A 15,455-nucleotide genomic window follows, 5' to 3' on the forward strand; every position below is an offset into this window, starting at 1 on the left:
TTTGTGGTCGCTGTCGGTGCTGATGAGGTGCTGCGCGACCCGGTATCCGGCGGCCGTGTAGTCGCGGTGGGTGTTGATCCCGTCGCAGGAGTACCGCACAACCCTGGGCATGTCCTCCCCGTCGAACGCGACGAGCGCGGACCCTTGTTCGTCGTACCCATCGGTCATGCCGTTGAACTTGCGGCCCTCGTACTGGCTGGTTACTGCGCTCACCTCGCGGTCGGTGGGTCCGTCGCTCCACGACACGTTCATCCATGCGGACGCGGTGCCGGTGCTCATCCGGACGCTGAACTTCACGCCGGGAAACGCGTTCTTCAGCGCCACCCGAACCAACTTGGCGGTGTCCTTGGTGCTGATGTAATCCGTCATGTTCGTATCTCCTCAGTTACTCGGTGCGGTATTGGCCTGATCGGCCTGGATGGATTCCCACAGGGCAAGCCGAGTCCGGAGGTCGGCGATCCGGGCGAGCTGGTCGGCAGCGCGCGCGGCCGTGACCGCGGGGTGCTCGGGTGTGTGGGACGTGGCGTATNGATCGTGTGGGCGGGGGTCTGGATCTGTTCAAGCATTTTCTCTCCTCCAAATTTTTTTGCCTTTCGGCGGTTTCTCCGCCCTCATGGAGTGCTGTCGGGGTCAAGCCCCAAGGAACGGTTGCAGGCCAAAAGTTATGGAGGAGCGCAGCGGGGGAAGAAGTTTTTGCCGAAACTGTGACGACGGCTTGACGCCGGCAGCACGCAGTGAATAATCCCCCAGACGAAAAGCAACAAAGTTCACGTGCGCCACGCTGCACAGTCGGGAACCAAGATTCCTGGTTCTTCCTGACTCGAGTGCAGGTTTCGACGGGGTCGCCTCTGGTGCCGCGAGTTCAGCCGCGAAACCATTTGATCCGCTCAGGACTCCCCCAGGGCGTGCGCGTCACCTCACCGTTAACGGCCGCAGACGCGCCAGGGGCCACAGGCCCGACCTGCCTACCTCGATCCGGGAGTCGTACTGAAGAACCTCATCAGCGAATCCGAACCGGCGACGCTGGTGGGCCCAGTCCGGGGGCATCACCGTGTCGGTGTCATCGGTGACGTCAACCTCGGCGGTATCGGCTAGATCCACTTAGCTGATCCGTCTGCGACCTCCGCTGTCAGAGGTGAACGTCGGTGCCGTGATTGTGCTTCCGACTTGGAACACGCATTTGAAGGTGAGAGTCAAGAGATGCTGTACCCCGAATCTTTAACGTGGCAGCCGCGACCCGGGTTGTGCCCCAGTTCATATCCACTACTGGTTGTACACATCGCCTTCTTTAGATGGTGAGGGTTTGATCGACAAGCCTTTGGGCGACCTGAGACAACAACAGGTGGTTACTGCGAGCGTGAGACCTAAGCAACGCGAACGCTTCCTCCATCGAGACGCCGCGAGAATGCGAAATTACGCCTTTGGCTTGCTCAATCACTACTCGGGAGTTCAACGCGCTCATCAATTGATCCCGCACCGAATTGCTTTCCCGGAGCGTGCGTTCCTGCAGAATCCCGATCGTAGCGACGTCGGCCAACGCTTGTGCCGCGCGCACATCCTGTTGACGCAGGGCGCCGGGAACCGTGGACAACAAGTTGAGGGCGCCAATGGTTGTCGCACGCAGCCGCAATGGAATCGCATGGACCGCCGCGAAACCCTGCTCCCGTGCGCTCTCCCGAAACCGCCGCCACGCGGGCGGGCTGTCCTCCACGTCCGGCAGGGACACGACCGACCCGGTGGTGAAACACTCCACGCACAGGCCCGCCCGAGCGCTGAGCTGCATCACTTCGACAAGCCGGCTGGCTTCGCTGGTCGAGGCGACAACTTCAAGCTCGCCGTCTGCGTCGGCCAGGAGAATACCTGCTGCCTCAATGTCCAGAAGGCTGGCGCAACTCTCCACCAGTGTTTGTAAGAGCTCCACTACGTCGTAATCGGCAACCAGGGTGTCAGCGAGGGTCGCGAACGTATCGACCAGGCGGTCTTCTCTCGTTTCATCAATCATGAGACCCTTCGATCTGGTTTTCAGTTACCGCAAAACTCAATCGCCGGTCGATGATCTCCCCCGCGATCTCCTGCACGGATCGGCCTGCGGCGAACGCATGGCCCTGGATGATCAGACGGGCGTCCAGGGCAGAAATCCCTAGCTGCGCCAGCACCATGCCCGTGGCCTGATGCACCTCACGACGGGAGAACTGTTTGCGAGCGTCTGTGTCGCCATCACTATCGCTTTGGGACAGCCGGATAGCCCGAGCGAGAACGAGACGGCTGACGACGGTCGCAAGGGCTGAAGTGTGCTGGATATTCAGTTCACTAAGGTGACTGGGGCGACTCGTGTACAAGTCGATCGCCCCGATGCGCAGGGGTCCCAGCACCAAAGGAAACGCGAACACCGCACCGAGGTCATCGGCGATGATCGCCTTCGAGAACGCCGGCCACACCCGGCGCGGACGTTCACGGATGTTCGGCTCAAGAACCGGCGACCCGGTTTCCAAAGCATCCCAGCACGGGCCCTCACCAAGATCAATCTGGAGCTCGTCCAGCCGAAACGATAGAGCGTCGCTCGCCGAGACCGATTCCGCAGGGAGAAAATCACCGAATGTCGAGATGGACAGACCATCCACCGGCAAGACCCCCAGGAAAGGTTCATACAGACGCGACTCATCACCCGCCAACGCAGCCAACGCTTCTTTAGCTACCGCAAATCGATCTAACATCGCACTCGCACCTCCGCCCCCTGTAGCTCTCCGCTTCAGACCTCGCTGCCTCGTAGTCCGAACGTACTCCACCACCGCTACAGCCGGAGATGCGGGGTTGGCCGTCAGCGGCCGAATATTTCGGCTCTTCATGCAGCACTCGCCGATCCCGTCACGACGGCGCCGGACACCAGGAGATCGTTGAGTCCCGCTGCTGGATCCGTGTCAGGCACTCTTCGCGGCCGAGATTTGAGTTCCAGCGAGTCCCTCTTCCAGGTCGTAACCAAGAGCTGCCGCAATACTGAGTAACTGCGCCTCAAGCAGCTCCTGCTCCGCGCAGGACATTTCCTTTTCCGCTTCGCCGATGCGTGCACGAAAATCGCCGTAGATGCTCTCCATCAGGGTCTCGCCCGTCCCGGTCAGCTCCAAGAACAGGCTCCGCCGGTCATCCGGGTTGGCAGCTCTACGGACAACATCCCGAGCGACCAACCGGTCACAGATCGCAGTCACCGCACCCGTTGAGAGATCTGTGGAGCCGGCCAACATCTTCGGTGTCATCCGGCCCGCTTCTGAAATCCGAAAAAGAACCCGAATCTCCGAACCCGAGAAGCCCGCCTTCGCCGCCATCCCGGCACGCGTTTTATCCAACGCTCGAAGCAGCACGACCACCGCAGCAGCAACACCCTCAAGAACCTGGACACAGCCACTTTCCTTGAACATGGTTTCTCCCGACATCAACGACACGTATTCAGCTGGATCCACAGCAATTCCACCTCCACCCTACCGACGACTGCCATTATCTTCCAACATTGAATATCACGAAGTGTGAATAGCTTGAACTTCAAACTATCAGGTATATATTACATCCCGACGCCACTTTTCACGGCATCGCCCGATCTCTGCTAAACCACAACGTGTGAGCCTTCAGGGCACGCTGAGAGACAAGGTCCTTATCTATGAACGCGTACCGCCTGACAGTGAATAGCTGCCACTATGTTGTCGACACCGAAGACGACCTGACGGAATGGAAAGCCTCAGTCGCCGAGGCTGTGCAAAGCGGTGGCGGATTCGTCACCGTCACCACTGCCGGCGGGTTCCCTACTGCACTGCTGATCACCCCGAACTCGACCGTCACGTTGCAGAGAGTCCGCCACCCCTCACCCCGGCCGGAACCGTGGACGCAGCTCCTCGCCGAGGAAGCCTTCACCTACGAGGATTTCTACGACTGAACTCCTGCTATCGCCAAATCCGATAGTCCCCAGGTTACTGCTCCTCGTCCGTTCTCTGCTGAACGTCCCTACCACAAGCCGGCGGTGTTCGGTGACCGTGACTGGCCGGATGCTTGAAACCAAAGAGGTTCGAGGTGCCAATTAGGTGATCCCGCAGCGGGCGCGGGCGCACATCGCACCTCATTCCGCGCGAGTTTGAGTTCATGGAGCGTACGACTATAGGGGCGCGTCAGCTTCTGACCGTACGCCGGGTGGGCTGAACTTGGCGACGCCAGCAGTCAGCTCGTGGCTTCCCGGATACCAGGATCACGCCTTCTTCACCACCGCCCACATCGACGGAATAATCAACAACCTCTCCACGACCTTGGAGCACTATCAGCGCGACGAGCCGGTGCAGCTCGCTCGGCGCTTCACCGAAACCGAGGATCAGTTAGTGCTCGAGGGCATCCGACCGCTGCCGCAAGCCGCAGCCCGCCTGTTCGCCGACGCACTGAATCAGGCGCGCAACTCCGTCGAGCACGCGCTGTTCGCCAAAGTGTTGCATCGGCTCAACCGCCCACTCACCCCCGATGAGTCACGAGCACTCGAGATCCCCGCATTCGACAAGCGCGAGAAATTCGAGCAATGGGCGAAGAACAGACACCGCTGTTCGATAGGTCTGTTTGCGCCCGGCGATGACCTCTACGAGCGCGTTCTGCGCCTGCAGCCCTTCCAGCGCCAGGACCCTCACCATTACCCGCTTCGTCTGCTCGCTGAGCACACGAACTTCGCGAAGCATCGAGAGCCGACCGTTGCCTTCACGCGGGTCGCGCGGTTTGATTTCGACTCGAAGATGATGGGCAGGCCTGTGGGTGAACGTGATGTCGTGGAGGTGGGCGACGTGCTGGCGGCCGTGCCCATTGGTAAGCGCGAACTGTTCTCGGTATGGCCCGAGGTAGCAGTGCAGCGCCCGCACACCGGAGAGTGGCAGACACTCATGCGTGAGGCAGGGGAGATCGCCGATTGGGTGCGGCGGCAAGCGCTGCCCTTCCTCAATGCCGGCGAGACCGATCTTCCTCCCATACCGCCAGCGCTAGACATCACCGTCGTGTATGACAGCACCGCCGCAGCATGGCTGGCAGCGGGTGAGACGTCAGCTGCCAAGCGCATGCAGAACCGCATCGGCGGTGAACAACTCCGCGGCACCGTCCTAGTGATGATGGTTGGTCTGTTCGGAGCAGAATCGCGGCGAAAATTTGGCACCTGGCTGGATGGCATGGACGACGAGACCGTGATGGAGGAGTTTTGGGACGTTCTCCAGTCGGCCTCCAGAGGAGGCGACTTTGCTTCGTACTACCGCGCAGCCGAGAAGTGGGCAGCGGAGGCCGGCGTTCAGCCGCCCGATATGGTCTGACTCCGTGCCCGTAAGGCGTTCAACGCGCCGTCGACCGGAGTCAAGCGATTCTGATTTTGTCGTCTTACGCCGGTCCCGTTTGGGTAGCCGGATATTGTGACTTTTTGGCGCTCTGTCAGTTTCCGAAATCGTCTGCACACGCTCTGGCGGAACTGCGGGGTTGTGCAGATCAGTATGGACACGAAAGTGTTCCGAGTCCCCTGCACGGAACTGCTTTCCGCTTCATAGTCGCGTGCACAAGGCGTCGTTTTCAGAATTCGTCTGCGTCAATCAGCAGCGGCTATTGCTTCATCCCGGACGAGATCGACGAGCCAATCCGACAGCATCTGCCCGTACATCGGGTCTGGAGCATGACCGTGTTGATGCGCGTGCCAGCGTGTGGCCTCGGCTGGCGTCGATTGGCGCGAGATGAAGTCGGTCAGCGGACAGTCGGCGAGCACAGTTGGGTGGGGCGAGGTCCAGCGCAGAAACCGCCAGTGGTAGGTGAGTGCCCCGAGGGCGCTCCGCAACTCGCTGGTTCGAAGCGGGAAGGCGAAGCCCGCCGCCCAGCGTGGCACCTCCTCTGCCGGCATCGGACGGGCGAAGTAATACCCCTGTCCCAGCGGCACTCCGAGGATGCTTGCGGCCTCTGCCATGCCAGCGTCCTCGAGTCCTTCAATTACGACGCTGACGCCAAAATCGCGTCCCATCTGGGTCAGCGCCGCGATGGTGCTCAGCGTCTCCACCGGCTTGGACCGGATATCGACGAGCAGACCACGGTCGAGTTTGATCATGTCGAAGGGCAGCGCGAAGAGGCGTTGGAGGGTGCTATATCCCGAGCCCAGATCGTCGAGGGAGAGACCCACCCCGAGACTGAGGAGTCGGTCGATTGCCTCGATCTGCACGTCGGATTCCATTGCGAGGGTCTCCAGCAGCTCCAGGCCGAGCCGGTCGGGCTTGATGCCGTGGAGCTGGATCGCATCGCCGACCCACCGTGTACAGTCTGGATGCCGGAGCGTGGACGGCGAGATGTTCACCGACACCTTGGTTGACAGACCCTCGTCGTCCCATCGGGCTATGCAGGCGAGCGCCTCATTCAGGCCCCGCCGGAATAGCTCGTCGAGATCGGCCTCATCCAGGGCGGGAAGGAACCGGGCAGGTGGAATCACGGTTCCGTCCGGCAGAGTCAATCGAGCCAGGGCCTCGACTCGCCGGAGCCCGCCCGTGCGCAGGTCCAGCACCGGCTGCATGAACATGGACAGCCCTCCGGCGAACAAGCGGTCCCGGTAGGTTCGGTCGGTAGGCACGTCCGTCGTGTCCGTCACCCTGTCGACGTGCCGGTCCACCGCTGCCTTGGGAGCGTCCGGCGCCAGCGACCACCACCGGCCCGCTGGCCGGTCCGCTCGGGCTTGACGGAGGGCGGCGTCCGCTCGATGAAGGAGGGACCCAGCCGCACCGTCACCAACGATGCGGGCTAGTCCCATGCTCAGCTCGATGGTGCAGTCCTGGTCCAGATCCTGGTTTGTAAACGGGAAGGGGGTCTCCACGGCTTCGTGCAGGCGCCCCAGTGAGTCCTCCAACCGGGTTCCTTCGTCGATGTTCTCGAGGACAACGACGAACCGGTCACCGCCGAGGCAGGCCAGGAAATCACCATTCGCCAGCCGCTCTCGCATCCGGCGTCCGAGTTGTTTGAGCAGGCTGTCGCCCGCCTTATGCCCAAAAGCGCCGTTGATCGATCGGAGCGCGACGACGTCGACCAGGGCCAGGGCTGCACCTTGGCGTGGCCTGCGTGTGGACAAGTGCTGGTTTAGGGCGCGGCGGTTCGGCAGGCTGGTCACCGGATCATGGCCAGTCTGGAACTGCAGTCCCTCCTGGTGTGCCATGCGCGCGGTGACGTCGCGCTGGACGCTGACGAAGTGCGTAATCGTTCCGGCCTCGTCTCGGAGAGGCCTGATGCTCAGACTGTTCCAGAACGGGGAACCGTCCTTTCGATAGTTGAGGATGTCCCCCTCGTACGGTTCCCCGCAGCTCAACGCCCGCCGGATTGCCGCCGTGATTACAGGGTCCGACCCAGGCCCCTGCAGAATGCGGCAGTTGAGGCCGAGCAGCTCGGCCTCGTCATAGCCCGTAATGGCGGTGAAGGACTTGCTCGCGTGAAGAATTCTCTGCTCTGGATCGGTAATCAAGGAAGCCTGGGACGTGGCAGCGAATGCGCGGGCTAACACTTGCGCGACCTCGTTCTCAGCCGAGTCGGTCGTCGGATGCTCAGGAAAGGTTGCCCGCAGTCCGGATTCGGCCGCAACTGACATGCGTGCGCGGGCGGACCATTGATTGGTTTTCACGCCGACGAACCAAGCTCGAGAGAGAAACTCATCGTGCACCCCTTTCGTTCGTGCCAGGTACGCGCCGAAAATCTGCTCGCGACCTAGTTGAACTACATAAATGACTCTACGAGACCATTCCTGCGCCCCGTACCAGTGTGAGTATTAGCGCTCCTGGGGGCCACCGATATTGACGTTGGGGGCCACCGGTCGATGTGGCCGGTATCGTGTTTGGGGGCCACCGAATATTGCTGTTGGGGGCCATCTGCTTAGCTCCTTCCGCCGCGTGTATAGGCACGCGGCAGAAGGAGTAATCAACAATGGTACGAAGGATCAACGCGAAGCTCGTGCTTCAACTCCGCGCCGAAGGAATGACGGGGCGGGCGATCGCTCTCGCGCAGGGCATGTCGCGCAAGAGTGTGCTGGCGGTGTTCGATGCCGCCGAGAAGGCCGGTGGTATCGGCAGTGACGGCCATGGCGGCCGCACCGAGGCCGAGGTGTATGCGCTGCTGTTCCCGGGCCGGGGCGAACACGAGAGTGTGTTCGTGCAGCCTGGTTGGGACGGGGTGCACAAAGAGCTCGCCAAGGTCGGGGTGTTGCTTCCACCGGTTGAATCCGCCGTGTACACCTCGGCCGAGTTTCGGGCACTGGTGACCGGACTGGGGATGCGGTCCTCGAGGGGCCGCACGGGCGTGTGTTGGGACAACAGCATGGCCGAAAGTTTCTTCTCAATGCTCAAGAACGAGCGCGTTTACCGCACTGCTTACGCGACAAAATCACAAGCTCGAAGCGATGTCATTCGGTATATCGAAGGGTTCTACAACAGCCGCCGCCGGCATTCCGCACTCGGTTACCGAAGGCCTAATGAAGTCCACTATGTTTATCAACAGCCAGCATTGGCAGCGTAGAAGAATCCACTAATTCCGCTGTCCGAAATGCCCGCGGCAGCTTAAACGGGCGGCGCCAGTTGTCATTGGTTTCGGCAGGATGCTAACGCGCTCTCTTTGCCCTCTTTTCGATGGCCAAGCCACAGATGCGTTCAACAAGTGTCGCGTAATCGATCCCGACCGCGGCGGCTGACTGTGGCAGGAGACTCGTTGCTGTGAGCCCTGGCAGTGTGTTCACCTCGATGAGCCATAGAACACCTTGCACGTCCAGACGGAAGTCCGAACGGCTGTACCCGTCGAGTTTGAGACAGGCATGGGCAACAAGTGCCAATCGCTGGGCTTCGGCGGCGATCTCGTCAGAGACCTGAGCCGGAAAGACTTCTCGAACAGCGCCGACCTGGTATTTCTGCTGGTAGGAGAATGTGCTTTCGGGATCGAGCATCACCTCTCCAACCGCTAGGGCGGTTCCATCGAGAACACCGACCGTAAGCTCACGCCCGGCGATGAATTGCTCTAGTAGCACTTCGCCGTATCGCGAGGCCGTCTCGAGCGCTGCGGCCAGTTCAACCGGTGACCGGACGAGTGAGAGGCCCACCGTGGACCCTTGGGAATTTGGCTTGACGATGAGTGGGTAACCTATCGGCTCAGCTTGGCCGTGGTGTTTGCCATCCCAGATCGCCCAGCCGGGCGTTTCGATGCCCGCAGCCGCGAAAAGCCGCTTCAAAATATCTTTGTCCATGGCAAGCCCGCTACCGAGGGATCCGCTGCCAGTGAAGGTGACACCGGCCAGCTCCAGCAAGGCCTGGAACTGGCCATTTTCACCAGAGCCGCCGTGTAGAGCCAGGAATACAACGTCCGTTCCCGCGACGGCGGACGCGACGGTAACTTCTGACGCTCGGATTTGGAGCTGGTTTAAGCTGTCCCGGCTTGGCAGCGTGTCTGGGACCGACGCAGTAAGCGCAGCCGGTTCCGACGCGGCGCTAACGGCACCGCAAGCGGTATCCACAAGGACGACATCATGCCCGCGAGACCTCAAAGCCTTCACCACTTGCGTGGCACTAGCGATCGACACGTCTCGCTCTTCACTATCCCCGCCGAACAACACCCCAACCCGCATGGCCTTAGGCTATCGGCTCGACGCACAGCGAACGCGACATGGCGCTGGACCCCTCAAAACCAGTGATTCCTCCGACTTGCTGGGACTTTCCGGCGATACCCAGCGAAAAGTGCACAACGCGATCCGCGAATGTGCTCGACGCACTCGCCAGGACGGCGATCGCCACGAGTGCGTCCTGTCGTTTGCAGGGCTTTGGGGGCATCCTGCGCTGTTCCTGGCGACCTTCCCTCCGGGTGCTCACGGGACAGCAGCGTCCCATCTGCTGGGGTATATGTCAGCGAAGCGGTATCAACTCCGATCCGATCGGGCGTCCGGGCTTCTCTTCGCTCAAGATGGGCAGCTCCAGCGGACCCATTACATCAATTCACCGATCAGCGACGATCCCGCGCCCGACATGCTGGTGGATGAGCTTCGGCTCGAGCCGGTGGGCGAGCAGAGCCGCCCCATCCCACCATCGGCCCGCCGCACGACGAAACGCCTGCGAGGCAAGCGCAGATGATCCTCCTCCGCTGATACTGTCACCGCACGGGCCGGCCCGTCTCGATAGCCGATCGGGCACCGGGCGGCAACGAGAGACTATGGCAGACTTCCAGCAATGACGATCGCAAGCTCCCCTTGGGACCACCCCGAGCCCAGGCAATCGCAACTCCACCTCGACGTCGTACCCGTGGGCGTCTTGCACGCGTTAGCAGCGGGCGAATCCGCCTTGCTCGCCCTCCAATACGTGTCGCCCTATCTGGCGGGTCCCGAGTGCCTTGGCCTTTGGCGTATGCGGAGCAAGCAAATTCAGGACACTCCCACGGACGCACCGTGGATTACGCGACTAATGGTCGACCCGCAGGTCACGGCACCGGTTGGATTGGCCGGCTTCCACGGTGCCCCCGACGAGGTGGGGATGGTGGAAGTCGGGTATCGAGTCGATCCCGCACTGCGTCGACGGGGCTATGCGAGGCGTTCCCTGGAAACGCTACTCGCTGTCGCGCAGCGTCACCCTGACGTGCACACGGTCCGCGCCACCGTCAGTCCGGAGAACCCGGCGTCGCGAGCGCTCATCGACAGCTACGGGTTCGTCGAGACAGGCGAGCAATGGGACGAAGAAGACGGACTAGAGATCATCTACGAAGTCTGTGTCAGCAGCGCTGCCGGCGTGAGCAGCATCCGGTATCCGAGACGAGTCAAACCACTCGCACACGCTGGCCCACGGTCATAAACGATCGTTTGCGGACAGTTGCGCGAGCACCCCAGCCGCTGTGACTGTTAGCGCTTCGTGGCGGCGTTCTGTGATCGCTATTTGGCGCTATCGAGCGTCAGGCGCTTCCTAATCCGGCAGGAGACCCAAGGTGCGCGCCCGGCGATAGAAGGTCGCTCTGGACATTCCCAGATTCCGTGCGACGTCGGCTGCTGGCTCACCGTGGTCTATGAGGCTGCGGGCGTTGCGTATTTGACTGTCGGTGATGATCCGCGGGCGACCGCCCAAATTTTTGCCGGCGTCGCGGCGTTTGGTGATCGAGTCGATTACACGCTCTCGCTTGATTTCATGTTCCATCTGACCGAGTGCGGCCATGATCGTGAACAGCTCGGGCGCTGAAGTCAGGAAGCGCCGCCTCAACCTCGGCGACCGCGACGCGCACCCGGGCAGGGTCGTTGCGCCGGGTGAAGTGGATCCCGAACAGAGCTTGGCGGCTGGCGCCGCTGAGCCAGAGTGAGTCGGTGGCGGTGGTGCGCAGTTCGCTGACCAGCAGCACCGGTGCGAGCCGGTTGCTGAGGGCACGAAGCGCCCGCAGCGCGGCTGCGGCGTAGACGGGATCGACGAAGTACTCGGATTGGATCTCGTTTTCATGCAAGGGTATCGCCTAGAGCCGAAAATGGGGTAGGCGTTCATGCCAGGGACCAGGGAGACCACCTTGCGGGTTCAGGTTGCTGTCGACGGTCGGTGTGCTGCGGATTCGTTGCGCGTCGAGGATCTGTTCCGGGACGGGGTCGTCATCGGCGCCGAGTCGGGTCTTCACCCAAATCGTGCCGAGGTCTTCACCGGTCCATTGGGTGAAGGTGCTCACACTGTAGCCGGCACCGCTGATCAAGGGAATCTGGTGCAGCTCGGCCTCTCAGCGCAACCCGCCGAGACGTCTTGACGGACCCGGTAGGTGGGTTCCACGCGCAGCGTGACGCGCAGCGTGACGCGCAGCGTGACGCGCAGCGTGACGCGCAGCGTGATGCGGACCGCGGTCGCGAGGGTGCCGTTGCGGTCCCCGGATCCGTGCGTGCCGGTCGCGAACGCACCGGCGATCGAGACATGCGGAAGGGATCCGAGGTTGTGCAGCGCCCAGCCGTGGGCATGCACCCATGCCGCGAGGTCCCCGTACCGCATCCCGGCCGGCGCGTCGACGGTTTCGGCGGCCTCTTCGAGGATAGGTGGTTCGCGGATCGTGGTGACCGAGACGGTGGTGTCGGTGGTGTCGGGCAGGTCGGTGAAGGTGTGGCGCGTGCCCAGCGCGCGTACCGGCCGCCGGCACGGCTCAAAGCCTGCACGTCAGCGACGGAGCGGGCCTGCACGATCGGGGCACGGTAGGTGTATGTGCCCGCTCAGTCCCGGTTCGCGGTCAGCTCGGGACCCGTTCGAGGACTCGGGTGGACTGTCCGATGACCAGTTCGGTAGGCAACGCGATCTTCCGCATCGCGCGCGGGTCCTCGACGAGGCCGAGCGCGACATCGACGGCCGCTTCTCCCATGCCTTCTTGGTCTTGCCGTATGTGCGTGAAACGGTACTGCGCCCGGTCATAGAATGCGTCGGGATGGTCGAAGCAGACGATCGAGAGATCGTCGGGGACACTTCGACCCAGTTTCCCGGCCGCCTCGCGGAGCATCGCGGCGATGTTGTACTCGGTGGCGACGATTCCGGTGAGCTCGGGGTGCGTTTGGAGGTACCCGACGAGATGATCGATGTCCTCTGCGGGTGTGGCGGTGCTGCCCGGCGTGGTGGAGTGGACAAGGTCGAACACTTTCGCCTCGTCGTGTGCGATATGGTGCATCGCCTGCGCCTTGACGTACCCGTCGCGACGATCGCGGAGGGTCGAGACGGTGCTGTCCGAACTGACCAGCCCGATGTGCTCATGTCCGAGCGAGAACAGGTGCTCGGCGGCGTGCTGCCCGGCGGCGATGTTGTCCGAGCACACCGTGGAGATCGGAACCCCGTCGAACACGCGGTCGAGGATCACGACTGGAAAGTCCTTCGTGAGCAGTTCGAGAACCGCCGGGGGCACGTAGATGGAGGAGCTGGGCTGCAGGATGAGCGCCCGCACACCTCCCTCGACGAGAGCGCGGATCAGCCGGTCCTCCGCGGAGGCGTCACCGAGGCTGCGTTTGATCAGTAGGTTCGCGCTGGCGTTCGCTCGGTCCAGCAGTCCGCCGAGAATGCGGGTGCCGAAGGTGTCGTCGAAGTTCGTGACGACGAGACCGATCAGGGGTTGCTTCAGGGTGTGACCCGGCGCGGTGGTGGCGGCATCGCTGATGACGATCGTTCCCACCCGGGGGCGGCGGCTGATGAACCCGTCGACACGCAGCAGATCCAGGGCCTTCTTGACCGTGATCGCACTGACGCCATGACGCTCGGTGAGTTCGACGTCGGACGGCAGCCGGGTATCGACCGGGTACTCCCCGCGCTCGATCGCGCCGCGCAGCTCGTCGTATACCTTCTGATACAGCGCGACCATCCCGTCCTGCCCTCCCCTCACTGAATTGAACATATTTAATCTAGCATCACCGTGTGGTGGCGTACGGCTGATTTGGCGGCAGTGAACGCCAGCGCGGCGGCGCCGATGAGAGGGCTGTCGACGGGGTGGGTCGCCGCCTTGATGCTGATGGCCCGCACGTGGCCGAACGGATGATACTGCAGCCGAGATGCGACTCGGGTGATGTAGTCCGGGGCGACCCGGGAGAAGCCTCCGGCGATGACCACCCGTTCAAAGTCAACGACGGCTGCCAGGCTGGCGATGCTGTTCCCCAGGGCCTGCGCGGATCGATCGATCGCGGTTATCGCGGCGGCGTCACCTTTAACGGCGCTGCGGGCGAGGTCCTCACCGGTTTTGCCCGTCCAGCCCAGAGCGCGCGCGTACCGGACCGATGCGGGGCCGGAGGCGATCTCTTCCAGAGTGGCCACGGCCCCGTACCCGCTCACATAGCACTGACCGATCTGGCCGGCGTTGCCTGTGCTCCCTGTCACGGGCTGCCCGTTTAGCACGAGCCCGCCGCCGACACCGGTAGAGACCACCAGGCCAAGCAGCGACTGCGGCGGCCGACCGGGAGTAAGCCAGTGCTCGGCCAATGCGAGCGCGGTCCCGTCGAGCGCGAGAGTGGCGGGCAGGTGCTCACCGTGTTCGGCGCGCACGGCGGTCTCGATGATGTCCGCAACGGGCAGGCCTGCGGCGTTTGGAAGGTTGACGGGGCTGACACTGCGTGCCGCCCGGTTCAACGGGCCGGCCGACCCGACCCCGGCGCCGGCCAGCTGCACTCCGGGCGGTAGAAACCGCAGACTTGTCTGCACCAGCCAGCCCAGCGCGGGTCGCAGGGTGTCGACCGTCGCGGTGCGCCCGGTCTCCACTCGTGCCCGGGAGCCGGGCACGAGGGATCCGTCGATCAGGACGATCGCGGACTCTGCTTTGGTGCCGCCGATGTCGACGGCCAGCGCCGCGGTCACCAGGCCCTGAGCACTCGGCAGATACCGGACGGTCACGGCCGTTCGCGGTCCGCGCGCAGTTCAAGGGCCATGATGGCGCTGAGCTGGGTGGAGAAGTCGACTCGGTCGGGGGCAGGAGCCGACCAGTCGTCGCCGGCAAGCAGCCAGCCGTCGACCTGCGCGTTCTGCCAAAGCGCGTCAGTGCTGCTTCGGATGAACGCTTCCAGCGCCCGGGCGTCGTCGCTGGCAGTGCCCAGTTCGTCGAGGAGGGTACCGACGTAGCGGTAGTAGATGCCCTTGAACAGTCCCTCGTCACCGCCGACGCCTTCCTGCGCGAACAGACCGTTCTCGGACATTTCGCGGATCGCGGTCAGCGCGGTGCGGGTCGCCTGCTCGAGGTAGCGGGCGTCGCCGGCCGCTTTGGCGAGGGCGACCGCGGCGCCCACGTACAGGCCCTGGTTGTACGTGAACCGCCAGTGCAGGTCGACTTCACCGTTCTCCTCCCGGTTGATGCCGTCTTCCACAAACCCGTCCGGGCCGACGAGCGTGTTGGTGAGCCACCGGTACGCGGCCACGCCGTAGTCGAGGTAGCGGGCGGCGTCGTCGTGTGCGGCGAGGCGGGCGGAGAGGATGACGAAAGGGCCGTTTGCGGGGGTGTTCTTGTAGTACAACTGCTGTTTGCGCCAGGCGACGCTCGCACCCATCTGGTCGTTCCAGCCGTGGTCGACGACGTGGTCCCAGATCTTCTTGCTGGCGTCGAGGTAGCTGGCGTCGCTGGTCGCGTCGTAGAGGCGGAGGATAGCGAGGGCATACCAGAGCATGTCGTCGAAGTAGTCGTTGAACAGGGCCCCATCGTTGCGGTCATGGACGTTCCGGTAAGCGTCTTCTGCCTTGTCGAGCCAAACCTTGTCGCCGGTGCGTTCGAACGCGTCGATGCGTACGTCGACCAGGTGGGCGAGCCACCAGTAGTTGAAGGTGGTGTTGTCTCCGGCCGGGTAGCTGTTGTTGAGTAGCTGTTTCCCCTCCGCGCCGAAGAAGTGGTCGAGGCTGCGCTGCGCGATGGTGGCACGCTCGCCCCACACAGTCTGCTGGATGATGGTCATGTGAGCTCCTGAAAAGTGTTGGGGTGACGGTGCGGTGGACGCGTCGGGTCCACCGCACCGC

14 protein-coding genes and 4 pseudogenes are annotated in these 15,455 nt (G+C 62.9%); 5 read left to right on the forward strand and 13 right to left on the reverse strand.

The genetic code is table 11. The annotated features are described in order from the left end of the window. From E3T23_RS02085 to E3T23_RS02100, 4 genes are all read right to left on the reverse strand, one after another. On the reverse strand, positions 1–369 hold a 369-nt coding region (locus tag E3T23_RS02085), incomplete at its 3' end, for an LPD29 domain-containing protein (protein ID WP_198416164.1). Positions 370–1,288: 919 nt separating this feature from the next. Then, entirely contained in the window at positions 1,289–2,002 is a 714-nt protein-coding gene (locus E3T23_RS02090; protein ID WP_134368759.1) for a GAF and ANTAR domain-containing protein, read from the reverse strand. Beyond that, positions 1,995–2,714: a GAF and ANTAR domain-containing protein gene (locus E3T23_RS02095; RefSeq protein WP_134368760.1), complete on the reverse strand. Its 720-nt coding sequence runs from the start codon at positions 2,712–2,714 to the stop codon at positions 1,995–1,997. The genes E3T23_RS02090 and E3T23_RS02095 overlap by 8 nt, the downstream gene beginning before the upstream one ends. Before the next feature lie 204 nt (positions 2,715–2,918). After that, the gene (locus E3T23_RS02100; RefSeq protein ID WP_134368761.1) at positions 2,919–3,455 is read right to left on the reverse strand and encodes a MarR family winged helix-turn-helix transcriptional regulator; all 537 of its coding nucleotides are present in this window, start codon (positions 3,453–3,455) and stop codon (positions 2,919–2,921) included. A 194-nt stretch (positions 3,456–3,649) separates the two neighbouring features. On the opposite strand from E3T23_RS02100, the gene E3T23_RS02105 reads away from it, so the two are divergent. Further along, positions 3,650–3,922: a hypothetical protein gene (locus E3T23_RS02105; RefSeq protein WP_134368762.1), complete on the forward strand. Its 273-nt coding sequence runs from the start codon at positions 3,650–3,652 to the stop codon at positions 3,920–3,922. A gap of 262 nt (positions 3,923–4,184) precedes the next feature. Continuing rightward, positions 4,185–5,315 carry a hypothetical protein gene (locus tag E3T23_RS02110; protein WP_134368763.1) on the forward strand — a complete coding sequence of 377 codons (1,131 nt, stop codon included), beginning with the start codon at positions 4,185–4,187 and terminating at the stop codon, positions 5,313–5,315. A gap of 266 nt (positions 5,316–5,581) precedes the next feature. On the opposite strand, the gene E3T23_RS02115 is transcribed toward E3T23_RS02110, so the two are convergent. Continuing rightward, positions 5,582–7,675, reverse strand: a complete 2,094-nt coding sequence (locus tag E3T23_RS02115; protein ID WP_134368764.1) for an EAL domain-containing protein — start codon at positions 7,673–7,675, stop codon at positions 5,582–5,584. A 260-nt stretch (positions 7,676–7,935) separates the two neighbouring features. Here E3T23_RS02115 and E3T23_RS15560 point away from each other — a divergent pair. Both E3T23_RS15560 and E3T23_RS02120 read left to right on the forward strand, forming a co-directional pair. Then, positions 7,936–8,217, forward strand: a pseudogene (locus E3T23_RS15560) (IS21 family transposase); the annotation flags it as partial. Between the two features lie 15 nt (positions 8,218–8,232). Beyond that, positions 8,233–8,523 (forward strand): annotated as a pseudogene (locus tag E3T23_RS02120) (integrase core domain-containing protein); the annotation flags it as partial. Positions 8,524–8,605: 82 nt separating this feature from the next. Here E3T23_RS02120 and E3T23_RS02125 read toward each other — a convergent pair. Beyond that, positions 8,606–9,619: a D-alanine--D-alanine ligase family protein gene (locus tag E3T23_RS02125; RefSeq protein WP_134368765.1), complete on the reverse strand. Its 1,014-nt coding sequence runs from the start codon at positions 9,617–9,619 to the stop codon at positions 8,606–8,608. 769 nt (positions 9,620–10,388) lie between these two features. Here E3T23_RS02125 and E3T23_RS15565 point away from each other — a divergent pair. Then, complete coding sequence (locus E3T23_RS15565) at positions 10,389–10,829, forward strand: GNAT family N-acetyltransferase (protein WP_255570602.1); 441 nt, start codon at positions 10,389–10,391, stop codon at positions 10,827–10,829. Positions 10,830–10,937: 108 nt separating this feature from the next. Here E3T23_RS15565 and E3T23_RS02135 read toward each other — a convergent pair. The 7 genes and pseudogenes from E3T23_RS02135 to E3T23_RS02165 form a co-directional block, all read right to left on the reverse strand. Continuing rightward, positions 10,938–11,195 (reverse strand): annotated as a pseudogene (locus E3T23_RS02135) (helix-turn-helix domain-containing protein); the annotation flags it as partial. Continuing rightward, positions 11,155–11,463, reverse strand: a complete 309-nt coding sequence (locus E3T23_RS02140) for a hypothetical protein (RefSeq protein ID WP_134368768.1) — start codon at positions 11,461–11,463, stop codon at positions 11,155–11,157. The pseudogene E3T23_RS02135 and the gene E3T23_RS02140, both read right to left, overlap by 41 nt. Positions 11,464–11,472: 9 nt before the next feature. Next, positions 11,473–11,676, reverse strand: a complete 204-nt coding sequence (locus tag E3T23_RS02145) for a hypothetical protein (RefSeq protein WP_134368769.1) — start codon at positions 11,674–11,676, stop codon at positions 11,473–11,475. Between the two features lie 20 nt (positions 11,677–11,696). Continuing rightward, positions 11,697–12,113, reverse strand: a pseudogene (locus E3T23_RS02150) (FAD-binding protein); the annotation flags it as partial. A 106-nt stretch (positions 12,114–12,219) separates the two neighbouring features. Next, entirely contained in the window at positions 12,220–13,362 is a 1,143-nt protein-coding gene (locus E3T23_RS02155) for a GntR family transcriptional regulator (RefSeq protein ID WP_134368771.1), read from the reverse strand. Between the two features lie 2 nt (positions 13,363–13,364). Then, a complete protein-coding gene (locus E3T23_RS02160; protein WP_134368772.1) occupies positions 13,365–14,348 on the reverse strand; it encodes an ROK family protein in 984 nt (327 codons plus the stop codon). Then, positions 14,345–15,394 carry a glycoside hydrolase family 76 protein gene (locus tag E3T23_RS02165; RefSeq protein ID WP_134368773.1) on the reverse strand — a complete coding sequence of 350 codons (1,050 nt, stop codon included), beginning with the start codon at positions 15,392–15,394 and terminating at the stop codon, positions 14,345–14,347. The genes E3T23_RS02160 and E3T23_RS02165 overlap by 4 nt, the downstream gene beginning before the upstream one ends. Positions 15,395–15,455 lie beyond the last annotated feature (61 nt).

The sequence above is a fragment of the Cryobacterium cheniae genome (assembly GCF_004403395.1).
Taxonomy (GTDB): Bacteria; Actinomycetota; Actinomycetes; order Actinomycetales; family Microbacteriaceae; genus Cryobacterium; species Cryobacterium cheniae.